Raw genomic sequence first — 24,251 nt, 5'->3', positions numbered from 1 at the left:
GCACCGGGCGCCGACCCGGTGTCCGGCCGCGCCCGGCCCGTCGACGACCGCCCGTGGCCGCCGCCCCACGCAGCCCCATCCACCCCGCAGCACCCGGACCGGCACGACCAGGCCCGGCAGGAGGACCACTGATGCCCCGCCGCGACGACATCGACCACGTCATGGTGATCGGCTCCGGGCCGATCGTGATCGGCCAGGCCTGCGAGTTCGACTACTCCGGCACCCAGGCGTGCCGGGTGCTGCAGGCCGAGGGCATCCGGGTCTCGCTGGTCAACTCCAACCCGGCGACGATCATGACCGACCCGGAGTTCGCCGACGCCACCTACGTCGAGCCGATCACCCCGGAGTTCGTCGAGAAGGTGATCGCCGCCGAGCGCGACAACGGCACCCCGGTCACCGCGATGCTCGCGACCCTGGGCGGGCAGACCGCGCTCAACACCGCGATCGCGCTGCACGAGAACGGCGCCCTGGAGCGGCACGGCGTCGAGCTGATCGGCGCCGACGTCGACGCCATCGAGCGCGGCGAGGACCGGCTCAAGTTCAAGGACATCGTCATCGGGGTCGGCGGCGACGTCCCCCGCTCGCGGGTCTGCCACTCGATGGAGGAGGTCCGCGCCGCCGCCGACGAGCTCGGCCTGCCGGTGGTCATCCGGCCGTCGTTCACCATGGGCGGTCTCGGCTCGGGCATGGCGCACTCGGCGCAGGACCTGGAGCGCCTCGCCGGCGCCGGGCTCGACGCCTCCCCGGTCACCGAGGTCCTCATCGAGGAGTCGGTGCTCGGCTGGAAGGAGTACGAGCTCGAGCTCATGCGCGACCACCACGACAACGTGGTCGTCATCTGCTCGATCGAGAACATCGACCCGATGGGCGTGCACACCGGTGACTCGATCACCGTCGCCCCGGCGATGACGCTGACCGACCGCGAGTACCAGCACATGCGCGACGTCGGCATCGCCGTGCTGCGGGCCGTCGGCGTCGACACCGGTGGCTGCAACATCCAGTTCGCGATCCACCCCGAGACCGGGCGCCTGGTCGTGATCGAGATGAACCCGCGCGTCTCGCGGTCCTCCGCGCTGGCGTCGAAGGCCACCGGCTTCCCGATCGCCAAGATCGCCGCGAAGCTCGCCGTCGGCTACACCCTCGACGAGATCCGCAACGACATCACCGGCGAGACCATTGCCGCGTTCGAGCCGTCGCTGGACTACGTCGCGGTCAAGATCCCGCGGTTCGCCTTCGAGAAGTTCCCCGGCGCCGACCCCGAGCTGACCACGACCATGAAGTCGGTCGGCGAGGCGATGGCGCTGGGCCGCTCGTTCCCCGAGGCGCTGGGCAAGGCACTGCGCTCGATGGAGCGGGACCGGGCCGGTTTCTGGACCGCCCCCGACCCCGAGGGCGAGCCGGAGTACACCGTCCCGGTCGACGGCCGCATCTACGAGGTCGAGCGCGCCCTGCGCAGCGGCCAGTCGGTCGACGACGTCGCCAAGGCCTCCGGCATCGACCCCTGGTTCGTCGACCAGATCGCGCTGCTGGGGGAGATCCGCGCCGAGCTCGAGGCCGCACCCGTCCTCGACGCCGACCTGCTGCGCCGGGCCAAGCGCCACGGCCTGTCCGACCGCCAGCTCGCCGCCGTGCGCCCCGAGTTCGCCGGCGAGGACGGCGTGCGCACCCTGCGCCACCGCCTCGGCATCCGGCCGGTCTACAAGACCGTCGACACCTGTGCCGCCGAGTTCGCGGCGAAGACGCCCTACCACTACTCGGCCTACGAGACCGACCCCGCGGCCGAGTCGGAGATCGCCCCGCAGACCGAGAAGCCGAAGGTGCTGATCCTCGGCTCCGGCCCGAACCGCATCGGGCAGGGCATCGAGTTCGACTACTCCTGCGTGCACGCGGTCATGGCGCTGCGCGCCGCCGGGTTCGAGACCGTCATGGTCAACTGCAACCCGGAGACGGTGTCCACCGACTACGACACCGCCGACCGCCTCTACTTCGAGCCGCTGACCTTCGAGGACGTCCTGGAGGTCGTGCACGCCGAGCAGGCCTCCGGCACCGTCGCCGGGGTCATCGTGCAGCTCGGCGGGCAGACCCCGCTGGGGCTCGCCCAGCGCCTCACCGACGCCGGGGTGCCGGTCGTCGGGACGTCCGCGGCCGCGATCGACCTGGCCGAGGACCGCGGCGCGTTCGGCGAGGTCCTGCACAAGGCCGGCCTGCCCGCCCCGGAGTTCGGCATGGCCACCTCCTTCGAGCAGGCCAGGGGGATCGCCTCGCGGATCGGCTACCCGGTGCTCGTGCGGCCGTCCTACGTGCTCGGTGGACGCGGCATGGAGATCGTCTACGACGAGGCGACCCTGGCCGGCTACATCGCCCGCGCCACCACCATCTCCCCGGACCGCCCGGTGCTGGTCGACAAGTTCCTCGACGACGCCATCGAGATCGACGTCGACGCCCTGTGCGACGGTGAGGAGATCTACCTCGGCGGGGTCATGGAGCACATCGAGGAGGCCGGGGTCCACTCCGGTGACTCCTCCTGCACGCTGCCGCCGATCACGCTGGGCTCCTCGGTCCTGGCGAAGGTCCGCGAGGCCACCGCCGCCATCGCGCACGGCGTCGGCGTGCGCGGGCTGCTCAACGTCCAGTACGCCCTGCACGGCGACGTGCTCTACGTGCTGGAGGCCAACCCGCGGGCGTCGCGGACGGTGCCGTTCGTGTCCAAGGCGACGTCGGTGCCGCTGGCCAAGGCCGCCGCCCGGATCATGCTCGGTGCCACCATCGCCGAGCTGCGCGCCGAGGGCCTGCTCCCGGCCACCGGCGACGGCGGAGCGCTGCCCGCCGACTCCCCGGTCGCGGTCAAGGAGGCGGTGCTGCCGTTCAACCGGTTCCGCAACACCGCGGGCCAGGGCGTCGACCCGCTGCTCGGCCCGGAGATGAAGTCCACCGGCGAGGTCATGGGCTTCGACTCCGCCTTCGGTCCGGCCTTCGCCAAGTCCCAGGCCGCCGCCTACGGCTCGCTGCCCACCTCGGGCACGGTGTTCGTGTCGATCGCCGACCGCGACAAGCGGGCGATGGTCTTCCCGATCCGTCGCCTGGCCGACATGGGCTTCCAGGTCCTGGCCACCGAGGGCACCGCGGAGATGCTGCGCCGCAACGGGATCGACGTCACCGTGGTGCGCAAGCACAGCGAGGGATCCGGCCCGGACACCCCCACGATCGTCGACACCATCCTCGCCGGTGACGTCGACCTGATCGTCAACACCCCGGTCGGGAACCCCGGCCCGCGGGTGGACGGCTACGAGATCCGCGCCGCCGCGGTGTCCCGCGGTGTCCCGTGCATCACCACGGTGCAGGGGACCGCGGCCGCGGTGCAGGGCATCGAGGCGCTCGCCTCGGGCGGGCTCGGTGTGCGGTCGCTGCAGCAGGCGCACGCGGCGCTGAAGGCCAAGGCGTGAGCATCGCCGCCCGGCTCGGCGAGGCCGTTGCCGCCCACGGGCCGCTGTGCGTCGGGATCGACCCGCACCCGGCCCTGCTGGCGGCCTGGGACCTCACCGACGACGCCGACGGCCTCGCCGCGTTCGCCGACCGCTGCCACACCGCGTTCGCCGGGGCGGTGTCGGTGGTGAAGCCGCAGTCGGCGTTCTTCGAGCGGCACGGCTCGGCGGGCGTCGCGGTGCTGGAGCGGCTGCTCGCCGGGTACGCGGGCACGGGCACCCTGACCCTGCTCGACGCCAAGCGCGGCGACATCGGCTCCACCATGGACGGCTACGCCGACGCCTACCTGCGCGTCGGCGCGCCGCTCGGGGCTGACGCGCTCACGTTGTCGCCCTACCTGGGGTTCGGGTCGCTGGAACCGGCCCTGACCGCGGCCGACGAGGCCGGGCGCGGGGTGTTCGTGCTGGCCCGGACGTCCAACCCGGACGGTGCCGCGGTGCAGTGCGCCACGGCGCCGGGCGGGGTGTCCGTCGCCCAGCAGATGGTCGACGAGGCCGCCGCGCGCAACGCCGGCGCACAGCCCGGCGGGGCGGTGGGGGTCGTCGTCGGCGGCACCCACGACCACGGCCTGGACCTGAGCGCGCTGAACGGTCCGGTGCTGGTGCCCGGGCTCGGCGCCCAGGGCGCGAGCCCGGCCGACGTGGTGGCGCGGTTCGCGGGCACCACGGGCCCGGTGCTGCCGGTGTCGGCCCGCGGGGTGCTCCGGGCGGGCCCCGACCCGTCCGCGCTGCGTGACGCCGCGCACGCCCTGAGCGAGGAGCTGGCCTCGGCGACCGCCGGATCGCACTGAACCGGACCGGCCGACGTCGGTGTGCGGGGGACCGGTGCCACGTCCGGCACCGGTCCGCTCACCGACCGCGGCCGTGGCCGTCGGCGACGCCGGACGCGCCGGGAGGGCGTCCGGCGGTCCGTCGTGCCGGTCGGGAGCCCCCCGGCGCACCGGGACGTCGATCGGGCGCGCCCGACCGTGTCGGTGGGGTGCACCTCCGGCACGCCCACTGCGCCGACCCGCCGTCCGGCGGAGCCGGGTGGCGGTGGTGTGGCGGGACCGCCGGCGTGCCGTTGATCACCTCCGCACGGCCGAAACCGGAGGTGGGACCCCCATTGACGCTTCCGTGGAGGTCGTGGGTACGTTCGATCGCACCAGCCGGGACGTCCCCCGGACGGGTAGGTGCGACCCGCCGCCCGATCGCTGACGCGACACCCCGGCGCGAGCCGGGATCACGGCGGCGAGAACGACGAGAACGACACAGGAAAGTACGGAGGAACCAACCGTGGCCCTTCCCCAGCTGACCGAGGAACAGCGCGCCGCCGCGCTGGAGAAGGCTGCGGCCGCGCGCCGGGCCCGGGCCGAGCTGAAGGACCGCCTCAAGCGCGGCGGCACCACCCTCGAGGAGGTGCTGAAGAAGGCCGAGACCGACGAGGTGCTCGGCAAGATGAAGGTCTCGGCGCTGCTCGAGGCGCTGCCGAACGTCGGCAAGGTCCGTGCCCAGCAGATCATGGAGGAGCTGGAGATCGCGACCAGCCGCCGCCTGCGTGGCCTGGGCGACCGTCAGCGCAAGGCGCTGCTCGAGCGCTACCCGAGCTGATCCGGGCGTCCCGTGACCGACACCTCCTCCGTCATGTCCTCCGGCCGGACCGGCCCCGACCGCGGGCGGCTGCTCGTGCTGGCCGGGCCGTCCGGGGTGGGCAAGAGCAGCGTGGTCGCGGGACTGCGCGAGGCGTTGCCGGAGCTGCTGTTCAGCGTGTCCGCCACGACCCGGCCCCCGCGGCCGGGTGAGGTGGACGGCCGTGACTACCACTTCGTGTCCCGCGAGGAGTTCGACGCGCTCATCGAGCGCGGCGAACTCCTCGAGTGGGCCGAGGTGCACGGCGGTCTGCAGCGCTCCGGCACGCCACGGGTACCCGTCCAGCAGGCCCTCGACCAGGGCCGTCCGGTCCTGGTCGAGGTCGACCTGCAGGGCGCCCGGTCCGTCAAACGGGTCGTGCCCGAGGCCGTCACCGTCTTCGTCGCGCCGCCGTCGATGGAGGAGCTGACCCGTCGGCTCACCGACCGCGGCACCGACACCCCCGAGCAGCGCGAGCGCCGGCTGCGGACCGCCATCGAGGAGATGGACGCCCAGGGGGAGTTCGACGAGGTGGTCGTCAACGACGACCTGCAGGCCGTGATCGGCCGGTTGGTAGCATTGGCGGTCGACCGCGGCGCCGTCTGAGTGCCCCAGGTCCCCCTCGTTCTTCAGGAGTCCACCACGTGAGCACGCCCACCGGCACCTCCACCGCCCCCGAGGGCATCACCTACCCGCCGATCGACGACCTGCTCGGCCAGGTCAGCTCGAAGTACGCGCTGGTCATCTACGCGGCCAAGCGCGCCCGGCAGATCAACGACTACTACTCCCAGCTCGGTGAGGGCCTGCTCGAGTACGTCGGGCCGCTCGTCGAGCCGGGCCCGCGCGAGAAGCCGCTGTCGATCGCGATGCGCGAGATCCAGGCGGGGATGCTCGAGCACACCGAGGGCGAGTAAGACCTCTCGATGGCTCCTCCCGAGGTGCTCCTCGGCGTCTCCGGCGGCATCGCCGCCTACAAGAGCGCCGAGGTGCTGCGCCGTCTGACCGAGTCCGGCCACGCGGTGCGGGTGATCCCCACCGAGTCCGCGCTGCGGTTCGTCGGCGCCGCGACGTTCGAGGCTCTGTCCGGGCGGCCGGTGGCCACCGGGGTGTTCTCCGACGTCCACGAGGTGCCGCACGTGGCCCTGGGCAAGGGTGCGGACCTCGTCGTCGTCGCTCCGGCGACCGCGGACCTCATGGCCCGCCTGGCACACGGCCGCTCCGACGACCTGCTCACCGCCGCGCTGCTGACCGCCCGCTGCCCGGTGGTGCTGGCGCCCGCGATGCACACCGAGATGTGGGAGCACCCCGCGACGGTCGACAACGTCGCGCTGCTGCGCGCCCGGGGCACCGTGGTGATCGAACCCGCAGCGGGCCGGCTGACCGGCGCGGACACCGGCAAGGGCCGGCTGCCCGACCCGGCCGAGATCGTCGATCTGGCCCGGCTGCTGCTGGAGCGCCCGGACGCGCTGCCGCGCGACCTGGAGGGCCGCCACGTGGTGGTCAGCGCCGGCGGGACCCGGGAGAACCTCGACCCGGTCCGGTTCCTCGGCAACCGCTCCTCCGGCCGGCAGGGCTGGGCCCTGGCCCGGGTCGCCGCCCAGCGCGGCGCCCGGGTGACGCTCGTCGCCGGACACACCGCGGACCTCGGCGCCCCGGCCGGGGTGGACGTCGTCGCGGCGGGGACCGCCGTCGCGATGGAGGCCGCCGTCCGCGGCGCCGCCGCCGACGCCGACGCGGTGGTCATGGCCGCCGCCGTCGCGGACTTCCGCCCGGTCGACACGGCTGTCGACAAGATCAAGCGCGGTGACGCCGAGCCGGCGCCGCTGCGGCTGACCCAGAACCCCGACATCCTCGCCGGGCTCGTGGCCGACCCGCCACGGCCGGGTCAGGTGGTGGTCGGGTTCGCCGCCGAGACCGGCGACGCCGACGGCGACGTGCTCCACCACGGCCGCGCCAAGCTCGCCCGCAAGGGCTGCGACCTGCTCGTGGTGAACGCGGTCGGCGACGGCAAGGCCTTCGAGACCGCGGACAACGCCGGCTGGCTGCTCGCCCGCGACGGCGGCGAGGAGGAGCTGCCGTTCGGCTCCAAGGCGCTGCTCGCCTCCCGCATCTGGGACGCGGTCACCCCGCGCCTGCGCTGAGCCCCGCACACGACGACGTGCCCGCACCGGAGAGCTTCCGGCGCGGGCACGTCGTCGTACGGCCCCGGCTCAGTCCTCGTCGAAGAACGAGCTGCGGGTCGGCGTCGCCTCGCCGGAGGACGAGTCGGACCCCTCGCCCGACCCCTCGTCCGACGACGGCGTGGCCGACGAGGTCGACCGCGGCGTGGAGGTGGACGGCGTCGCCGAGGAGGTCGACCGCGGGCTCGTGGTCGACGGCGACGAGGTCGACGGGGTCGACCGCTCGCTGCTGCTCGGGGTCAGCGAGTCCTCCGAGGACCCGGAGCGCTCGGTGCCGGAGGTCGAGACGTACCGGGACATCGCCCAGCCGCCGTACTCGGGGAGCTCGACGAACCCGTCCTGGGTGTCCCCGGTCGAGGTGGTCTCCCCGCGCTCGCACACACCGACGATCGGGGCGTCGGTCTCGGGCTCGGAGCGGACGTTGACGCTCTGGGTGCACGTGCCGGTACCGGCGGCCGACGCGGTGCCGGCAACGATCCCGATGGTGGTGACGCCGGCCACGGCCAGGGCGCCGAGGACGGCAGCGACGCGTCGCGAGTTCGGCTTCATCGTGGAACAACCTCCGTGCCGCCGGGGCCGGGGAGGCCACCGTGCGGATCCGTTCGTGGGCGACCCCGCGGGGCGTGCGAGGTGTTGTCCGGCCCAACGAGCCGACCCCCGTTCGATTCGTGCGCGCAGGGTCAATCACCCCATCCGGCGACACTGAGTAGCGTCATTACCACGGCGCGTCACGCTCCGTGTGTGAGTTCGTCGCAGGTGGTCCCGTACGGGCGGCCGGTCTGCACTACCCTGCATGGCGAGGGGCGCCCGCGATCATGGGCGTGCGTCCGAGCGAGCGCGACGGGGCCGTCGCGCCGGTGCGGAGAACATTTCCAACGGGATGGAGAAACTGCGCGTGTCAACCACGAGCCGTCGCCTGTTCACCAGTGAGTCGGTCACCGAGGGCCACCCCGACAAGATCTGTGACGCGGTCAGCGACACCATCCTCGACGCGATGCTCGCGCAGGACCCGAGCAGCCGGGTGGCCGTCGAGACCCTGGTGACCACCGGCCAGGTCCACGTCGCCGGCGAGGTCACCACGGGCGCCTACGTCGAGATCCCGCAGCTGGTCCGGGACAAGATCCTCGAGATCGGCTACGACTCCTCCGCCAAGGGCTTCGACGGTGCCTCCTGCGGCGTCAACGTCGCGATCGGCGCGCAGTCGCCCGACATCGCGCAGGGCGTCGACACCGCCTACGAGAAGCGCGTCGAGTCCGCCGAGGACGAGATCGCCAAGCAGGGCGCCGGCGACCAGGGCCTGATGTTCGGCTACGCCTGCGAGGACACCCCCGAGCTCATGCCGCTGCCGATCGCGCTGGCCCACCGCCTGTCGCGCCGGCTGACCGAGGTCCGCAAGAACGGGACGCTGCCCTACCTGCGCCCGGACGGGAAGACCCAGGTCACGATCGAGTACGACGGCGACAAGCCGGTCCGGCTCGACACCGTGGTCCTGTCGTCGCAGCACGCCGCGGACGTCGACCTCGACGGCATGCTGGCCCCCGACATCCTCAAGCACGTCGTCACCCCCGAGGTGGAGGCGCTCGGCTGGGACCCGTCGGAGCCGCGGCTGCTGGTCAACCCGACCGGCCGGTTCGTGCTCGGTGGCCCGATGGGTGACGCCGGCCTCACCGGCCGCAAGATCATCGTCGACACCTACGGCGGCATGGCCCGCCACGGCGGCGGCGCCTTCTCCGGCAAGGACCCGTCGAAGGTCGACCGCTCCGCGGCGTACGCCATGCGGTGGGTCGCCAAGAACGCGGTCGCCGCCGGGCTCGCCGGGCGGATCGAGGTCCAGGTCGCCTACGCGATCGGCAAGGCCGCCCCGGTCGGGCTGTTCGTGGAGACCTTCGGCACGGAGAACGTCGACCCGGCGCGGATCCAGGCCGCCATCGAGGAGGTCTTCGACCTGCGCCCGGCCGCGATCATCCGCGACCTGAAGCTGCTGCGCCCGATCTACGGCCCGACCGCCGCCTACGGCCACTTCGGCCGTACCGACGTCGAGCTGCCGTGGGAGGACACCTCCCGCGCCGAGGCCCTGAAGTCGGTCGCCGGCGCCTGACCGCCGAGCACGTGCCCCGTGGCCGTCGACCGCACCGTGCGGTCGGCGGCCACAGGCGTCTCCGGGGGGAGTCGGTGCCTCGTGGTAGACCCTCGGCGTGAGCTCTCCGCGTCCGGCCCCGGCGGCCCGCGCCCGCCGCCCGGGGCGCAACCGGGGGGAGTGGCAGCCCGCCGCGGTCCGTCCGGTCGCGCGGGTGCTGGTCGACGTCGCGCTCCCGCACCTGGACCGGACCTTCGACTACCGCGTCCCGACCCATCTCGACGACGCCGCCGTCCCCGGCGTGCGGGTGCGGGTGCGGTTCGCCGGCCGGATGGTCGACGGCTTCCTGCTGGAACGCTCCGACGACACGGCCCACGTCGGGAAGCTCGCCTGGGTCGACAAGGTCGTCTCGCCCGAACCGGTGCTCACCGCCGAGGTGGCGGGCCTGGCCCGCGCCGTCGCCGACCGCTACGCCGGTGTGATGGCCGACGTCCTGCGCCTCGCGGTGCCCGCCCGGCACGCCCGCGTCGAGGCCGAGACCCCGCGCGAGCGCGCCACGACCGACCCCGCCCCGGTGGACCGCGCGGGCTGGGAGGCCTACCCGCGCGGCGGCGCCTTCCTCGACGCGCTGGCGGGCGGACGCGCCGCGCACGCCGTCTGGCAGGCACTGCCGGGGGAGGAGTGGGCGGCCCGGTTGGCCGAGGCCGCCGTCGCCACCCGGTCGGCCGGGCGTTCGGCGCTGCTCGTCGTGCCCGACCAGCGCGACGTGGCCCGGCTGCACGCGGCGTGCGCCGCGCTGCTCGGCGAGGACGGGGTGGTGGCCCTGACCGCGGAGCTCGGGCCCGCCGAGCGCTACCGGCGCTGGCTGGCGGTGCGGCGGGGGAGCGTGCGGGTCGTCGTCGGCACCCGGTCCGCGGCGTTCGTCCCGCTCGGCGAGCTGGGCCTGCTGGCCGTGTGGGACGACGGCGACGACTCCCACTCCGAGCCCCGCGCCCCCTACCCGCAGGTCCGCGACGTGCTGGTGCTGCGTGCGCACCGCGAGGGCGCCGCGCTGCTGCTCGCCGGGTTCGCCCGCACCGCCGAGGCACAGGTGCTCGTCGAGACCCGCTGGGCGAGTCCGGTCGCGGCCGACCGCGCCACCGTGCGGGCCCGGATGCCGCGGGTCACCGCGATCGGCGAGACCGACACCCAGCTCGTGCGCGACCCGGCCGCCCGCGCCGCCCGGGTCCCCGGCGTCGCGTTCGAGGCCGCCCGCGCCGCGTTGAGCGCCGGCCGCCCGGTGCTGGTGCAGGTGCCGCGGTCGGGGTACCTGCCGTTCCTGGCGTGCGCGACCTGCCGCGACGCCGCCCGCTGCCGGCACTGCGCGGGCCCGCTCGGCCTGCCCCGCTCCGGCGCCGGCTCCGAGGGCGCCTTGCCCGCCTGCCGCTGGTGCGGCCGCGCGGAGCCGGCGTTCCGCTGCGGGCACTGCGGGTCGCGGCGGCTGCGGGCCGGGGTCGTCGGTGCCGGGCGCACCGCGGAAGAGCTGGGCCGCGCGTTCCCCGGCGTCACCGTGCGCACCTCCGGCGGCGGCGCCGAGGTCCTCGACACCGTCCCGGCCTGGCCCTCACTGGTCGTCGCCACCCCGGGTGCGGAGCCCGTCGTCGAGGGCGGCGGCGGGGCGGGGTACGGCGCAGCGTTGCTGCTCGACGGCTGGGCGATGCTCGCCCGGCCGGATCTGCGCGTCGCCGAGGAGACGCTGCGCCGCTGGTTCGCCGCGGCCGCCGGGGTCGTCCCGCACACCGACGGCGGACGGGTGGTGGTCGTCGCCGAGGCGTCCCTGCCGACCGTGCAGGCACTGGTGCGCTGGGACCCGGCCGGGCACGCCGAGGCCGAGCTCGCCGAACGCGCCGAGGTGGGGTTCCCACCGGCCGTCCGGATGGCCGCGGTGGAGGGGCCGCCCGCCGCCGTCGCCGAGATCTGCGACGCGGTGCTCGGCACCGGGCGCGTCGACCCCTCCCCGCCCGAGGGGGTGGAGCTGCTCGGACCGGTCGAGATCGACCCGCCGGACCGCCCCGGGGCCGGCCACGGCGCCGCCGACGAGGTCCGGGAACGCGCGCTGCTGCGGGTCCCCCGGCGTGCCGGCCGCGACCTGGCCAGGGCCCTGCACGACGCGCAGGCCCTGCGCACCGCCCGCAAGGCCCCCGAGACCGTGCGGGTCCGGCTCGACCCCGACGAGATCGACTGAGCCGCGCGCACCGGGTCGCCGCCGCGACACCGGGCGGGACCGGCGGTGCCGCAGTGGCACAATGGAACGCTGATCACCGCACTCGTCCGCCCGAGGGAGAACCCGTGCCCATCCAGCCCGTCCGGCTGTTCGGCGACCCGGTCCTGCGCACCCGCGCCACCGAGGTCACCGACTTCGACGCGGAGCTGCGCAAGCTCGTCAGCGACCTGACCGACACCATGCACGACGAGGGCGGCGCCGGTCTGGCCGCGCCGCAGATCGGCGTCGGCAAGCGGGTGTTCGTCTACGACTGCGACGGCTTCTCCGGGCACCTGGTCAACCCGACCTGGGAGGCCGTCGGCGACGAGGAGCAGTTCGGCATGGAGGGCTGCCTGTCCATCCCCGGGCTCGGCTGGGACTGCCGGCGCAAGCTGCACGTCGTCGCACGGGGCTGGGACATGCACGGCGAGCCCCAGGTGATCGAGGGTTCCGAGCTGCTGGCGCGGGCGATCCAGCACGAGACCGACCACCTCGACGGCGTGCTGTTCGTCGACCGGCTCGACGCCGACACCCGCAAGCTGGCGATGCGCGAGATCCGCGAGGCCGCCTGGTTCGGCGAGCCCGAGCCGGTCGTCAAGGCGAGCCCGCACCCCATGTTCGGCAAGGCTCGATGAGGCTGCTGTTCGCCGGCACCCCCGACCCGGCGGTGCCGTCGCTGCGGACGCTGCTGGAGCACCCCGGCCACGAGGTCGTCGCGGTGCTGACCCGCCCCGACGCCCCCGCCGGGCGCGGCCGCAGGCTCACCCGCTCCCCGGTCGGCGAGCTCGCCGACGCCGCCGGGATCCCGGTGCTGACGCCCGCGAAGCCCTCGGACCCGAAGTTCCTCGACACGCTGCGCGCGCTCGCCCCGGACTGCGCACCGGTCGTCGCCTACGGCGCGCTGCTGCCCCGCCCGGTGCTCGACATCCCCGTCCACGGCTGGGTCAACCTGCACTTCTCGCTGCTGCCCGCCTGGCGCGGCGCGGCCCCGGTGCAGGCCGCGATCCGGCACGGCGACGACGTCACCGGCGCCACCACGTTCCGGCTCGAGGAGGGCATGGACACCGGGCCCACCTACGGCCTGGTCACCGAGACCGTCGGTGCCACCGACACCGCGGGGGACCTGCTGGGCCGGCTCGCCGAGTCCGGCGCCCGGCTGCTCGCCGCGACCCTGGACGGCATCGCCGACGGCTCGCTGACCGCCGTCCCGCAGCCCGCCGAGGGTGTCTCGCTCGCGCCGAAGGTCACGACCGCCGACGCCCGCGCCGACTTCACCACCCCGGCCGCGGCGCTGGACCGGCTGATCCGCTCGGTCACCCCCGAGCCCGGCGCGTGGTGCGGGTTCCGCGGGGACCGCCTCGGACTCGGCCCGGTCCGCCCGCTGCGCACCGGTGAGGTCGAGCTCGCGCCCGGGGAGCTGCGGGTCGAACGCCGCCGGGTGCTGGCCGGGACCGCGACCGTCCCGGTCGAGCTGGGCGAGGTGAAGCCGAAGGGCAAGCGGTCCATGCCCGCGCCGGACTGGGCCCGCGGCGCCCGGATCGACGGCGTCGAGTACCTCAGCTGACCGCCGACGCCCAGCCCGGTCCGGCGCACCGACCTCCCGACACCCACCGACTTCCCGACATCCCGGACGACGGCCGGACCCCGGCCACGGCGGACCACCGCCGAGGAGACCACGTGAGCGAGCAGGACCCCCGACCCGACCGCGACCGGCCGGACCGCCCCGAGCGGCGCTCCGGCGACGACCGGCACCGTGGCGGTGACCGAACGGGCGGTGACCGAACGGGCGGTGACCGGTCGCGCGGCGACCGCGGCCCGCGCGCCGGGTCCGGCTGGGGCGGCGGCCCGGGCTCCGGATCGGGGTCCGGCGACCGGCGCGGCGGGCCCGGTTCCGGTGGATCCGAGGAGCGTCGTGGTGGGCGCGACTCCGACCGGCCCGATCGGTCCCGGTCCGGCCGGGACGCGGCGTGCCCGCGCGACGGCGGTGACCGTCCGCGCGGTGACCGCCAGCGCGACGACCGACCCCGCGTCGACCGGCCGTTCCGGGGGCGCGACGACCGCCCGCGGGATGCGGACCGCCCCCGCGGCGACCGTTCCGACCGCCGTGACGACCGCCCGCGTGACGACCGCCCGCGTGACGACCGCCCCCGGGGTGGCCGCCCCGGCGTCGACCGCCCGCGGTACGACCGTGACGACCGGCCGCGCGGCGACCGGCCGCAGGGCGACCGCCCCCGGCCCGACCGGCACCGCGGCGACGACCGCCGCAGCCCCCGGGACGACCGGGGCGCCCCGCGCCGCGACGACCGGGGCGGCGACCGGGGTGGCGACCGCGGCCCCCGCCGCGAACGCACCTCCGGCCCCCGCAACTCCGGCCCGTCCCGCGGCCGCGGCGGCCCCACCAGGCCCCCGGCCGTCGACCCGGCCCGGCAGGCGGCCTACGAGCTGCTGACCGCCGTCCGCGAGCGCGACGCCTACGCCAACCTCGCCCTGCCCGGCATCCTGCGTCGCCACCGGCTGCGCGACCGCGACGCCGCGCTCGCCACCGAGCTCGGCTACGGCACCCTGCGCGCCCAGGGCCTGCTCGACGCGATCATCGACACCTGCACCGACCGTCCGCTGGCCAAGATCGAGCACGCGCTGCTCGACGCGCTGCGCCTGGGCGCCTACCAGCTGCTGCGCACCCGGGTGCCCGACCACGCGGCCGTCACCACCTGCGTCGAGCTGGTGCGCTCCGACCACGGGTCGCAGTCGGCCGGGTTCGTCAACGCGGTGCTGCGCCGCATCGGCGAGCACACCGAGGCCGAGTGGCTCGACCGCCTCGCGCCCGACCCCGCCGAGGACCCGGTCGGCGACGCCGCGCTGCGCCACGCCCACCCGCGCTGGATCGCACAGGCCTTCGCCGACGCGCTCGGCGGCACCGGCGAGGAGCTGACCGCCGCCCTCGCCGCCGACGACACCCGGCCCCGGGTGCACCTGCTCGCCCGCCCCGGCGAGATCACCGCCGAGGAGCTGGCCCTGGCCACCGGCGGTGAGCAGGCGCCGTACTCGCCCTACGGGGTGCACCTGGAGCCGGGCAGCGGGGACGTCGGCGAGCTCGACGCCGTCGCCGAGGGGCTCGCGATCGTCCAGGACGAGGGCAGCCAGCTCGTCGCGGCCGCGCTCGCCCGCGCCGAGCTGCTCGGCGAGGACACCGGGCGCTGGCTCGACCTGTGCGCCGGACCGGGCGGCAAGGCGTCGCTGCTGGGCGGGCTCGTCGCCGCCCGGGGCGGGACGCTGGACGCGGTCGAGTCCAGCGAGCACCGCGCCGACCTCGTCCGCCGGTCCGTGGCGGAGCTGCCGGTCACCGTGCACGTCGCCGACGGCCGGGAGGCCCCGCTGCCCGACGGCGGCTACGACCGGGTGCTCGTCGACGCGCCCTGCACCGGGCTGGGCGCGCTCCGCCGCCGCCCCGAGGCCCGCTGGCGGCGCCGCCCCGAGGACATCGCGACGCTGACCCGGCTGCAGCGCGAGCTGCTCACCGCCGCGTTGCGCCACGTCCGCCCCGGCGGCGTCGTCGCCTACGTCACCTGCTCGCCGCACGTGTCGGAGACCCTGGGCGTCGTCGGCCGGATCGTCGGCCGCGAGGGACGGCCCGGCCCGGCCGGTGTCGTCGAACAGCTCGACGCGCGCGCCTGCCTGCCCGGTGGGATGCCCGGGCTCGGCGACGGCCCGACCGTGCAGCTCTGGCCGCACGTGCACGGCACCGACGCGATGTTCCTGGCGCTGCTGCGCCGCCCGCTCACCGACTGAGCGCGGTGTGACGGCGGCCTCGCCCACGGGTGCGAGGCCGCCGGGACACGGCCAGTAGCCTGCTCCGCGTGCACCCGATGATCGCGCCCAGCATCCTCTCGGCCGACTTCGCCCGACTCGGCGAGGAGGCCGCCGCCGTGCGCGGCGACGGGACCGGCGACGGCGCGGACTGGCTGCACGTCGACGTCATGGACGCGCACTTCGTGCCGAACCTGACACTCGGTCTGCCGGTCGTGCAGAGCCTGCGCGCCGCCACCGACATCCCGCTCGACTGCCACCTGATGATCGAGGACCCGGACCGCTGGGCCCCGGGCTACGCCGAGGCGGGCGCCCGCAACGTCACCGTGCACGCCGAGGCCGCCCACGACCCGGTCATGCTCGCGAAGAACCTGCGTGCCGCCGGGTCCCTCGCCGGTCTGTCGCTCAAGCCCGGCACCCCGCTCGACCCGTGGGTCGAGGTGCTCCGCCACTACGACACGCTGCTCGTGATGAGCGTCGAGCCCGGCTTCGGCGGACAGAGCTTCATGCCCGAGGTGCTCGACAAGGTCCGCACCGTCCGCAACCTGGTCGACACCGGGCACCTCACGGTGCTCGTCGAGATCGACGGCGGCATCAACGCCGACACCATCGACGCGGCCGCCGAGGCCGGTGTCGACTGCTTCGTCGCCGGGTCCGCCGTCTACGGCGCCGAGGACCCGGGCCGCGCCGTCGCCGCGCTGCGCGACAGCGTCCGCCGGGCGACCCCGCACCGCTGGGCCGACTGAGCCCGCCGCGGACGACCGAGCGACCGAGCACACCGCAGTGGACCGCCCGACCGGCACCGACGAGCGCACGGCCGCGGCCATGCGCCGCGCCCTCGCCGCGTCCGTCGAGGTCCACGGCAGCACCAGCCCCAACCCGGCGGTCGGCTGCGTGGTCCTCGACCGCGACGGCGTCGTCGTCGGCACCGGCGCCACCGCACCGCCCGGCGGACCGCACGCCGAACGGGTCGCGCTCGCGGAGGCGGGGGACCGCGCCGCGGGCGGGACCGCCGTGGTGACCCTGGAGCCGTGCAACCACACCGGTCGCACCCCGCCGTGCGTGGACGGCCTCCTCGAGGCCGGCGTCGCCCGGGTGCACGCCGCCGTCGCCGACCCCAACCCGGTCGCCGCGGGCGGCCTCGACCGGCTCCGCGCCGCCGGAGTCGCTGTGACACTGGGCACCCTCGCCGACGAGGTGGCCCGGGGTCCGCTGCGCGGCTGGCTGCACCGCCAGCGCACCGGTCGCCCCCACGTGACCTGGAAGGTCGCCACCACCCTCGACGGCCGGGTCGCCGCCGCCGACGGCACCAGCCGCTGGATCACCGGGCCGGCCGCCCGGGCCACGGTCCATGACCTGAGACGCAGGATGGACGCGATCGTCGCGGGGACGGGTACCGTCCTGACCGACGACCCGGCGCTGACCGCCCGCCGGCCCGACGGCACCCTGTTCGACCACCAGCCCCTGCGGGTGGTGGTGGGACACCGCGACGTCCCGCCCGGCGCCCGGCTGGCCCGGACCGACGAGGACGGCACCGCCGACGTGCTCCACCTCCGCACCCGCGATCCGGGGGAGGTGCTCGCCGAGCTCGACCACCGGACCGTGGTGGACGTGCTCCTCGAGGGCGGACCGACCCTCGCCGGTGCCTTCGTCGCCGCAGGACTCGTCGACCGGGTGCTCGTGCACCTGGCCCCGGCCCTGCTCGGCGCGGGACCGCACGCCCTCGGCGACGCGGGCGTGGTAACGATCGCCGACATCGTGCGGTTGCACGTGGACGAGATCCACCGCGCCGGCGACGACGTGGTCATCGACGCACGACCGGTACCCGGCCCGACCGGGCCGGACGTGCCGCAGTAGGAGGGACGGGCGATGTTCACCGGGATCGTGGAGGAGGTCGGCGAGGTCGTCGACGTCCGCACCGACGACGACGTCGTCGTGCTGACCGTGCGCGCGGCCCTGGCCGCCGAGGTCGGGCACGGGGAGTCGGTCGCGGTGAACGGCTGTTGCCTCACCGCCGTCGTCACCGGGCCGGGCGCGGCCACGCTGACCCTCGAGCTGGTGCCCGAGACGCTCAAGCGCACCTCGCTCGGCGCCGTCGGCCCCGGCTCCGGGGTCAACCTGGAGCGCGCGGTGCCCGCCGGCGGCCGGCTCGACGGCCACATCGTGCAGGGCCACGTCGACTGCGTCGGCACCGTGGTCTCCCGCACCCCCGGCGAGCGCAGCGACGAGGTCCGCTTCTCACTGCCCGCCGAGCTCGCCCGCTACGTCGTCGAGAAGGGCTCCGTCGCCGTCGACGGGGTCTCGCTGACCGTCGCCTCGGTGTACCCGGACGGGTTCGGGGTGGCGTTGATCCCGACGACCCTGGCCGAGACCACCCTGGGGTCGCGCGCCCCGGGGGACCCGGTCAACCTGGAGGTCGACGTGATCGCCAAGTACGTGGAACGCATGACCGCGGGGTACCTGCAGGGGCCCGGGTCCGGACAGGAAGGGGCCGCCCGGTGAGCGAGCCGTCGGAGTCGCCGGTCAACCCGGCAGACCAGGGGGCTGGCAAGCTGCCGGACGCCCCGCACACCGCGATGTCGCCCTCGGAACGGGCCGAGCGCTTCGCCCTGATCGAGAAGGCCATCGCCGACATCGCCGAGGGCAAGCCGGTCGTCGTGATGGACGACGAGGACCGCGAGAACGAGGGCGACCTCATCTTCGCGGCGTCGAAGGCGACCGCGGAGCTGCTGGCGTTCACCGTCCGCTACACCTCAGGCTACGTCTGCGTGGCCATCACCGGTGAGGCCTGCGACCGGCTGGACCTGCCGCCGATGCACCACACCAACCGGGACTCCTTCCGCACCGCGTACACGGTCACCGTGGACGCGAAGGAGGGCATCACCACCGGCATCTCCGCCCAGGACCGCGCGCACACGATCCGCACGCTGGCCGACCCGGAGTCCGACCGGCACGACCTGGTCCGGCCCGGGCACGTGGTGCCGCTGCAGGCCCGCGAGGGTGGCGTGCTGCGCCGCCCCGGGCACACCGAGGCCGCGGTCGACCTGGCCCGGATGGCGGGCCTGCCCGCCGCGGGGGCGCTCTGCGAGATCGTCTCGGAGAAGAACACCGGCGAGATGGCCCGTGGCGAGGAGCTCGGCGTCTTCGCCGCCGACCACGACCTCACCCTGATCACCATCGCCGACCTCATCGCCTACCGGCGCCGCTACGAGAAGCACGTCGAACGGGTCGCGACCGCGCGGATCCCCACCGGCCACGGTGACTTCCTCGCCTACGGCTACGACTGCACCCTCGACGGCACCGAGCACATCGCCATGGTGATGGGCGACGTCGCCACCCCCGCCGACGACGGGGAGGACGTGCTCGTCCGGGTGCACTCCGAGTGCCTCACCGGTGACGTCCTCGGTTCGCTGCGCTGCGACTGCGGCCCTCAGCTCGACGCGGCCCTGGAGTCCGTCGCCAAGGAGGGCCGCGGTGTCGTGCTCTACATGCGCGGGCACGAGGGCCGGGGGATCGGCCTGCTGCACAAGCTGCAGGCCTACCAGCTCCAGGAGGCCGGCGCCGACACCGTCGACGCCAACCTCGCGATGGGGCTGCCCGCCGACGCCCGCGACTACGGCATCGGCGCCCAGATCCTCGCCGACCTCGGCGTGAAGTCGATGCGGCTGCTCACCAACAACCCGGACAAGCGCGCCGGGCTGGAGGGCTACGGCCTGCGCGTCGTCGGCCGCGAGCCGATGCCGGTGCGCGCCACCCCGCAGAACCTGCGGTACCTGCGGACCAAGCGGGACCGGATGGGCCACGACCTGCCCGACCTCGGTGAGGTCGCCGACCCGGCGCTCTGACCGGCGCCGCGCACCGCGGGCGAGCGCGGTCGGCGGACCCCCCGCTGCGGCCCACGGACCCGGAGGCGAGAATCGGCCCATGAGCGGTGAAGGCCGGCCCTCCGGGGCCACGCAGCTGGACGCGAGCGGACTGCGGGTCGGGGTGGTGGCGGCCCGCTGGCACGCCGAGATCGTGGACCGGCTGCTGGACCGGGCCGTCGCCACGGCCCGCGAGGCCGGCGTCGAACCGACCGTGGTCCGGGTGCCCGGCACCATCGAGCTCCCGGTGATCGCCCAGGAGCTCGCCCGCGGCCACGACGCCGTCGTCGCGCTCGGTGTCGTCGTCCGCGGCGGCACCCCGCACTTCGAGTACGTCTGCGACGCCGTCACCGCGGGCCTCACCCGCGTCGCCCTCGACGAGTCGACCCCGGTCGGCAACGGCGTGCTCACCACCGACACGGTGGACCAGGCGGTCGACCGCTCCGGCGCGCCGGGCGCGGCCGAGGACAAGGGCGCCGAGGCCTGCACCGCCGCACTCGAATCGGCGCTGGCGCTGCGCGACCTGCGTGCCGGCGCCCCGACCAGCCCGTGACCCCGACCCGGGTCAGCACAGGGAGACCCCAGTGACCGAGCAGCCGACCGACTCCACCACACCCGACGCCACCACCGCCGGCACCGCAGCGCCCGACACCCGGCCCCGGACCGGACCCGGGCCTGACGCGGTGACCCTGCGCCCGCGGGTCATCCGCTGGACGGCCTGGCTCAGCGCGCTCGGCGTGATGGTGTTCTTCCTCATCGCGGCCTACTACATGCCCGCCGAGGACACCGGGGTGATCTTCCAGCCGGCCGACCAGGTCGCGATGATGGTCATCGGGGCGTTCGTCGCCGGCGGGCTGCTGCTCATGGCCCGGCCCCGGGTGCGCGCCGACTCCCACGGCATCGAGGTCCGCAACGTCATCACCGCCCGGTGGTACGACTGGGCCGACGTGCACGGCGTCTCGTTCCCCGACGGCGCCGCCTCGGCCCGCCTGGAGCTGCCCGACGACGAGTACCAGTCGGTCCTGGCCGTGCAGGCCGTCGACCGTGGTCTGGCCGTGCGCCACGTCCGCACGCTCCGCACGCTGCACCGCGCCGCCGTCCTGGGCGAGTGACGGCTCAGGCGCCGATGCCCGGCGCCGCGGCCCGGTGGTCCAGGACCGGGCCGCCCAGGTCGGCCCGGTCGGCCGCGGCGGCCCCGTGCCGGAACCCGCTGCCCGACACCTGCGGGCGGCGGGCGCGACGCAGCCTGCCGAACTCGGCGTCGTAGGCGCGGTCCACCTCGGCGCCCCGGTCGGCCAGCACCAGCTCGGTCGACGCCGCCGCCCGCCCGGTCTCCGCCTCGGTCTCGCCCAGTGCCGAGCGCTCGGCCGCGCACAGCCGCTCGTACACCCGGCCCGCGAAGCCGTAGATCCAGGACCGCCGGTAGGCCGCCACCGACTCGCCGGGGTCCGGCGGGCGGACCGCGGCCAGCGCGGCCGTGGCCTGCAGCAGCAGCGACGTGTACAGCAGCTCCACCCGCTCCCGGTCCGAGGCGAACCCGAACACGGTGACCGCGGCGACCGAGCCGCCCCGCTGGTCGTGCATCACCCAGCGGCACCGCAGCGCCGACGCCGTCCACCCCAGCAGCCGGGCCTTCGCCCCGCTGTAGGGGTTGTCGACGGTGATCCGGCTCCGGCCGATCGGATCGGCCCGCGCCCCGGCGCCGGGTGCCGCGGCCAGCAGCGCCTCGTCGATCCCGTGCCGCGCCATGAGCGCGAACGCTTTGTCGGTGTAGATCTCGGCCTCGTCCGGCGTGCCGGCCCGCTCCGCTTTCGCCAGCAGCTTCCGGATCCGGTCCAGCCGGGCCCCGGGCACCTGCTCACCCGGTGCGGTGCCGATCTCGGTGCCGGTGTCGGTGCGGGGGCCGGTCTCCTGCGCGGTGGCCACGGCGGTCTCCTCGGGCTCGGTAGGGTCGAACTCGTGTTCGAGGGCGAGGTGTACCGGACCCTACCGACAGTTCCGGCGGCGCCGCGCGAGGTCCCCGGTCGACACGCGTCCCTACACCTCGTCCGGGGCCCGCGCCGAGACCGGGGCCGGACCGGGACTGTCGGTGCCCGCAACTACCCTGGGAGTCACCATGGCCGACCCCAGCACCTACCGTCCGGCGACCGGGACGATCCCGGAGTCGCCCGGGGTGTACCGCTTCTCCGACCCGCGCGGCCGGGTGATCTACGTCGGCAAGGCCAAGAGCCTGCGGCAGCGGCTGAACTCCTACTTCGCCGACCTGTCCGGTCTGCACCCGCGCACCCGGCAGATGGTCACCACCGCGTCGAAGGTGGAGTGGACGGTCGTCGGGACCGAGGTCGAGGCCCTCCAACTCGAGTACAACTGGATCAAGGAATACGACCCGCGGTTCAACGTCCGCTACCGCGACGACAAGAGCTATCCCGTGCTCGCCGTGACGATGCACGAGGAGTACCCGCGGCTGCACGTCTACCGCGGCCCGCGTCGCAAGGGCGTGCGCTACTTCGGCCCGTACGCCCACGCCTGGGCCATCCGCGAGACCCTCGACCTGCTGCTGCGGGTCTTCCCCGCGCGCACCTGCTCGACGGGGGTGTTCAAGCGGCACGGCCAGATCGGGCGGCCCTGCCTGCTCGGCTACATCGACAAGTGCTCCGCCCCGTGCGTGGGCAAGGTCAGCGCGGACGAGCACCGGGAGATCGTCGAGAACTTCTCCGAGTTCCTGTCCGGGCGCACCGACCGGATGGTGCGCCGGCTCGAACGCGACATGGCCGAGGCCTCGGAGAACCTCGAGTTCGAGCGCGCCGCCCGGCTGCGCGACGACCTCGGCGCCCTGCGCCGCGCCCTGGAGAAGCAGGCCGTGGTGCTGGGTGACGGCACCGACGCCGACGTCGTCGCCTTCGCCGAGGACGAGCTGGAGGCCGCGGTCCAGGTCTTCCACGTCCGCGGCGGTCGGGTCCGCGGCCAGCGCGGCTGGGTCGTCGACAAGGTCGAGCCCACCGACACCGGGCAGCTCGTGGAGCGGTTCGTCTCCCAGTTCTACGGCGAGCAGCACGCACTCGCCGGCGCCGCCGACGACGCCGCCCAGCCGGTGCCCAAGGAGATCCTGGTCCCGGTGCTGCCCGCCGAGACGCCCGCGCTGGAGCGCTGGCTGACCGGGCTGCGCGGGTCCAGGGTGCAGATCCGGGTGCCGCAGCGCGGCGACAAGCGGGACCTCGCCGCGACCGTCGCACGCAACGCGAAGGAGGCGTTCGCCCAGCACAAGCTGCGCCGCGCGGGGGACCTCACCGCCCGCTCGGCCGCCCTGCAGGAGATCCAGGAGAACCTGGAGCTCGACCAGGCCCCGCTGCGCATCGAGTGCATCGACATCAGCCACGTGCAGGGCACGAACGTCGTCGCCTCGCTGGTGGTCTTCGAGGACGGGCTGCCCCGCAAGTCCGAGTACCGCCGCTTCGAGATCCGCGACGCCGCGGCGGAGGGCGACGTCGCCTCGATCGCCGAGGTGGTGCGGCGCCGGTTCCGCCGCTACCTGGCCGAGACGGCCGACGAGCCCGCGCCCACCGAGGGCTCCGGCGAGGTCGCGCCGGGCGACACCGTCCGCACCGGGATCGACCCCGAGACCGGCCGGCCCAAGAAGTTCGCCTACCCGCCGAACCTGCTCGTCGTCGACGGGGCGAAGCCGCAGGTCGACGCGGCCGCGGCGGAGCTCGCCGCGCTGGGCATCACCGACGTCGCGGTGTGCGGGCTCGCCAAGCGCCTCGAGGAGGTCTGGCTGCCCGACGACACCGACCCGGTGATCCTGTCCCGGACCAGCGAGGGGCTCTACCTGCTGCAGCGCATCCGGGACGAGGCGCACCGGTTCGCCATCACCTATCACCGCCAGCGTCGTTCGCAGGGCATGACGGCGTCCGCGCTCGACGGGGTCCCCGGGCTCGGCCCGGCCCGCAGACAGGCGCTGCTCAAGCACTTCGGGTCGGTGCGCAAGCTGCGCGCCGCCGACGTCGACGAGATCGCCGGCGTGCCCGGCTTCGGTCGCCGGACCGCCGAGTCCGTGGTCGCGGCCCTGCACGCCGGAACCGAGGGGGAGAAGGCATGACCGAGGACAACGGCGAGGCGGCCGCGGGCCCGGGGATCGAGGTCGCGGTGGTCAGCGGCCTGTCGGGGGCCGGGCGCAGCACCGCGGCGAAGGTCCTGGAGGACCTGGGCTGGTTCGTGGTGGACAACCTGCCGCCCGAGCTGATCGCCACGATGGTCGAGCTCGGGTCGCGGGCCCGGGGCGAGGTGGCCCGGATCTCGGTGGTGATGGACGTGCGCTCGCGTGCGTTCACCGACGACCTCGGCGCCGTGATCAAGGACCTCGACGGCCGCGGCTACCGGCCGAAGCTGCTGTTCCTGGAGGCCTCCGCCGCGGTGCTGGTGCGCCGCTTCGAGCAGAACCGCCGCTCGCATCCCCTGCAGGGCGCCGGACGCATCACCGACGGGCTCAACGCCGAGCGCGAGGTGCTGCGCCCGCTGCGCGAGGACGCCGACCTCGTCGTCGACACCTCGAACCTGTCGGTGCACGACCTGCGCACCCGGATCGAGGGCTCGTTCGCCCAGGAGAGCGCGCACGCCGCGACCCGGGTGACGGTGCTGTCGTTCGGCTACAAGTACGGCCTGCCGCTGGACTCCGACCTCGTCGTCGACGTGCGGTTCCTGCCCAACCCGCACTGGATCCCCGAGCTGCGCCCGTTCACCGGCCGCGACCGGGAGGTCAGCGACTACGTGCTGTCCCAGGAGGGCGCGGAGGAGTTCGTCGACCGCTACCTGGAGCTGCTCGACCTGGTCGGGGCCGGGTACCGGCGCGAGGGCAAGCGCTACCTGACCGTGGCCGTCGGCTGCACCGGCGGCAAGCACCGCTCGGTCGCGATCTCGGAGGAGATCGGCCGACGGCTCGCCGACCGCGAGGGCATCCAGGTCAACGTCGAGCACCGCGACATGGGGCGCGAGTGA

Annotated in this window: 20 protein-coding genes and 1 pseudogene; 19 read left to right on the top strand and 2 right to left on the bottom strand. The window is 75.0% G+C overall.

Annotated elements, in window-relative coordinates; translation table 11 throughout:
• Nucleotides 1-131: 131 nt before the first annotated feature.
• The 6 genes from carB to coaBC all read left to right on the top strand — a co-directional run bounded on the left by carB (nt 132) and on the right by coaBC (nt 7,231).
• A complete protein-coding gene (carB, locus tag Ae331Ps2_RS25265; RefSeq protein ID WP_075306090.1) occupies nt 132-3,443 on the top strand; it encodes a carbamoyl-phosphate synthase large subunit in 3,312 nt (1,103 codons plus the stop codon).
• Entirely contained in the window at nt 3,440-4,273 is an 834-nt protein-coding gene (pyrF, locus tag Ae331Ps2_RS25260) for an orotidine-5'-phosphate decarboxylase (RefSeq protein ID WP_075306092.1), read from the top strand. The genes carB and pyrF overlap by 4 nt, the downstream gene beginning before the upstream one ends.
• 484 nt (nt 4,274-4,757) lie before the next feature.
• Nucleotides 4,758-5,072: an integration host factor, actinobacterial type gene (gene mihF, locus Ae331Ps2_RS25255; protein WP_020627642.1), complete on the top strand. Its 315-nt coding sequence runs from the start codon at nt 4,758-4,760 to the stop codon at nt 5,070-5,072.
• A 33-nt stretch (nt 5,073-5,105) separates the two neighbouring features.
• Complete coding sequence (gene gmk, locus Ae331Ps2_RS25250; RefSeq protein ID WP_075311717.1) at nt 5,106-5,696, top strand: guanylate kinase; 591 nt, start codon at nt 5,106-5,108, stop codon at nt 5,694-5,696.
• A 38-nt stretch (nt 5,697-5,734) separates the two neighbouring features.
• Nucleotides 5,735-6,004, top strand: a complete 270-nt coding sequence (gene rpoZ / locus Ae331Ps2_RS25245) for a DNA-directed RNA polymerase subunit omega (RefSeq protein WP_020627644.1) — start codon at nt 5,735-5,737, stop codon at nt 6,002-6,004.
• Between the two features lie 9 nt (nt 6,005-6,013).
• Entirely contained in the window at nt 6,014-7,231 is a 1,218-nt protein-coding gene (gene coaBC / locus Ae331Ps2_RS25240; RefSeq protein ID WP_075306094.1) for a bifunctional phosphopantothenoylcysteine decarboxylase/phosphopantothenate--cysteine ligase CoaBC, read from the top strand.
• A gap of 69 nt (nt 7,232-7,300) precedes the next feature.
• Here coaBC and Ae331Ps2_RS25235 read toward each other — a convergent pair whose 3' ends face one another.
• The gene (locus Ae331Ps2_RS25235) at nt 7,301-7,819 is read right to left on the bottom strand and encodes an SH3 domain-containing protein (protein WP_060711960.1); all 519 of its coding nucleotides are present in this window, start codon (nt 7,817-7,819) and stop codon (nt 7,301-7,303) included.
• Nucleotides 7,820-8,165: 346 nt separating this feature from the next.
• Between Ae331Ps2_RS25235 and metK the strand changes: the two genes are divergently transcribed.
• The 11 genes and pseudogenes from metK to Ae331Ps2_RS25180 all read left to right on the top strand — a co-directional run bounded on the left by metK (nt 8,166) and on the right by Ae331Ps2_RS25180 (nt 20,371).
• Nucleotides 8,166-9,368: a methionine adenosyltransferase gene (metK, locus tag Ae331Ps2_RS25230; protein ID WP_233147557.1), complete on the top strand. Its 1,203-nt coding sequence runs from the start codon at nt 8,166-8,168 to the stop codon at nt 9,366-9,368.
• Nucleotides 9,369-9,465: 97 nt separating this feature from the next.
• Nucleotides 9,466-11,571: a primosomal protein N' gene (locus Ae331Ps2_RS25225; protein WP_075306096.1), complete on the top strand. Its 2,106-nt coding sequence runs from the start codon at nt 9,466-9,468 to the stop codon at nt 11,569-11,571.
• Between the two features lie 104 nt (nt 11,572-11,675).
• Nucleotides 11,676-12,224, top strand: a complete 549-nt coding sequence (def, locus tag Ae331Ps2_RS25220) for a peptide deformylase (RefSeq protein ID WP_075306098.1) — start codon at nt 11,676-11,678, stop codon at nt 12,222-12,224.
• Nucleotides 12,221-13,153 (top strand): methionyl-tRNA formyltransferase, encoded by a 933-nt coding sequence (fmt, locus tag Ae331Ps2_RS25215; RefSeq protein WP_075306100.1) that lies wholly within the window; start codon nt 12,221-12,223, stop codon nt 13,151-13,153. The genes def and fmt overlap by 4 nt, the downstream gene beginning before the upstream one ends.
• A gap of 773 nt (nt 13,154-13,926) precedes the next feature.
• Nucleotides 13,927-15,378 (top strand): annotated as a pseudogene (locus Ae331Ps2_RS33605) (RsmB/NOP family class I SAM-dependent RNA methyltransferase); the annotation flags it as partial.
• A 77-nt stretch (nt 15,379-15,455) separates the two neighbouring features.
• Complete coding sequence (gene rpe, locus Ae331Ps2_RS25205; RefSeq protein ID WP_075311721.1) at nt 15,456-16,142, top strand: ribulose-phosphate 3-epimerase; 687 nt, start codon at nt 15,456-15,458, stop codon at nt 16,140-16,142.
• A 79-nt stretch (nt 16,143-16,221) separates the two neighbouring features.
• Nucleotides 16,222-17,253, top strand: a complete 1,032-nt coding sequence (gene ribD, locus Ae331Ps2_RS25200; RefSeq protein ID WP_075311723.1) for a bifunctional diaminohydroxyphosphoribosylaminopyrimidine deaminase/5-amino-6-(5-phosphoribosylamino)uracil reductase RibD — start codon at nt 16,222-16,224, stop codon at nt 17,251-17,253.
• Nucleotides 17,254-17,265: 12 nt separating this feature from the next.
• On the top strand, nt 17,266-17,898 hold the full coding sequence (locus Ae331Ps2_RS25195) for a riboflavin synthase (RefSeq protein WP_075306102.1): 633 nt from the start codon (nt 17,266-17,268) through the stop codon (nt 17,896-17,898).
• Nucleotides 17,899-17,972: 74 nt separating this feature from the next.
• Nucleotides 17,973-19,241 (top strand): bifunctional 3,4-dihydroxy-2-butanone-4-phosphate synthase/GTP cyclohydrolase II, encoded by a 1,269-nt coding sequence (locus tag Ae331Ps2_RS25190; protein WP_043277925.1) that lies wholly within the window; start codon nt 17,973-17,975, stop codon nt 19,239-19,241.
• A 79-nt stretch (nt 19,242-19,320) separates the two neighbouring features.
• A complete protein-coding gene (ribH, locus tag Ae331Ps2_RS25185; protein WP_020623634.1) occupies nt 19,321-19,812 on the top strand; it encodes a 6,7-dimethyl-8-ribityllumazine synthase in 492 nt (163 codons plus the stop codon).
• Between the two features lie 31 nt (nt 19,813-19,843).
• A complete protein-coding gene (locus Ae331Ps2_RS25180; RefSeq protein WP_233147556.1) occupies nt 19,844-20,371 on the top strand; it encodes a PH domain-containing protein in 528 nt (175 codons plus the stop codon).
• Nucleotides 20,372-20,375: 4 nt separating this feature from the next.
• On the opposite strand, the gene Ae331Ps2_RS25175 is transcribed toward Ae331Ps2_RS25180, so the two are convergent.
• Nucleotides 20,376-21,185 carry a DUF2786 domain-containing protein gene (locus Ae331Ps2_RS25175; RefSeq protein WP_337819502.1) on the bottom strand — a complete coding sequence of 270 codons (810 nt, stop codon included), beginning with the start codon at nt 21,183-21,185 and terminating at the stop codon, nt 20,376-20,378.
• A gap of 190 nt (nt 21,186-21,375) precedes the next feature.
• On the opposite strand from Ae331Ps2_RS25175, the gene uvrC reads away from it, so the two are divergent.
• Together uvrC and rapZ are read left to right on the top strand one after the other, a co-directional pair.
• Nucleotides 21,376-23,355, top strand: coding sequence for an excinuclease ABC subunit UvrC (gene uvrC, locus Ae331Ps2_RS25170; RefSeq protein ID WP_075306104.1), 1,980 nt, complete (start codon nt 21,376-21,378; stop codon nt 23,353-23,355).
• A complete protein-coding gene (gene rapZ / locus Ae331Ps2_RS25165) occupies nt 23,352-24,251 on the top strand; it encodes an RNase adapter RapZ (protein WP_075306106.1) in 900 nt (299 codons plus the stop codon). The genes uvrC and rapZ overlap by 4 nt, the downstream gene beginning before the upstream one ends.

This window comes from Pseudonocardia sp. Ae331_Ps2 (genome assembly GCF_001932405.1).
Lineage (GTDB): Bacteria > Actinomycetota > Actinomycetes > Mycobacteriales > Pseudonocardiaceae > Pseudonocardia.
The sequence above is the reverse complement of the archived record's forward strand: the minus strand, read 5'-3'. Positions and strand labels throughout refer to the sequence as shown.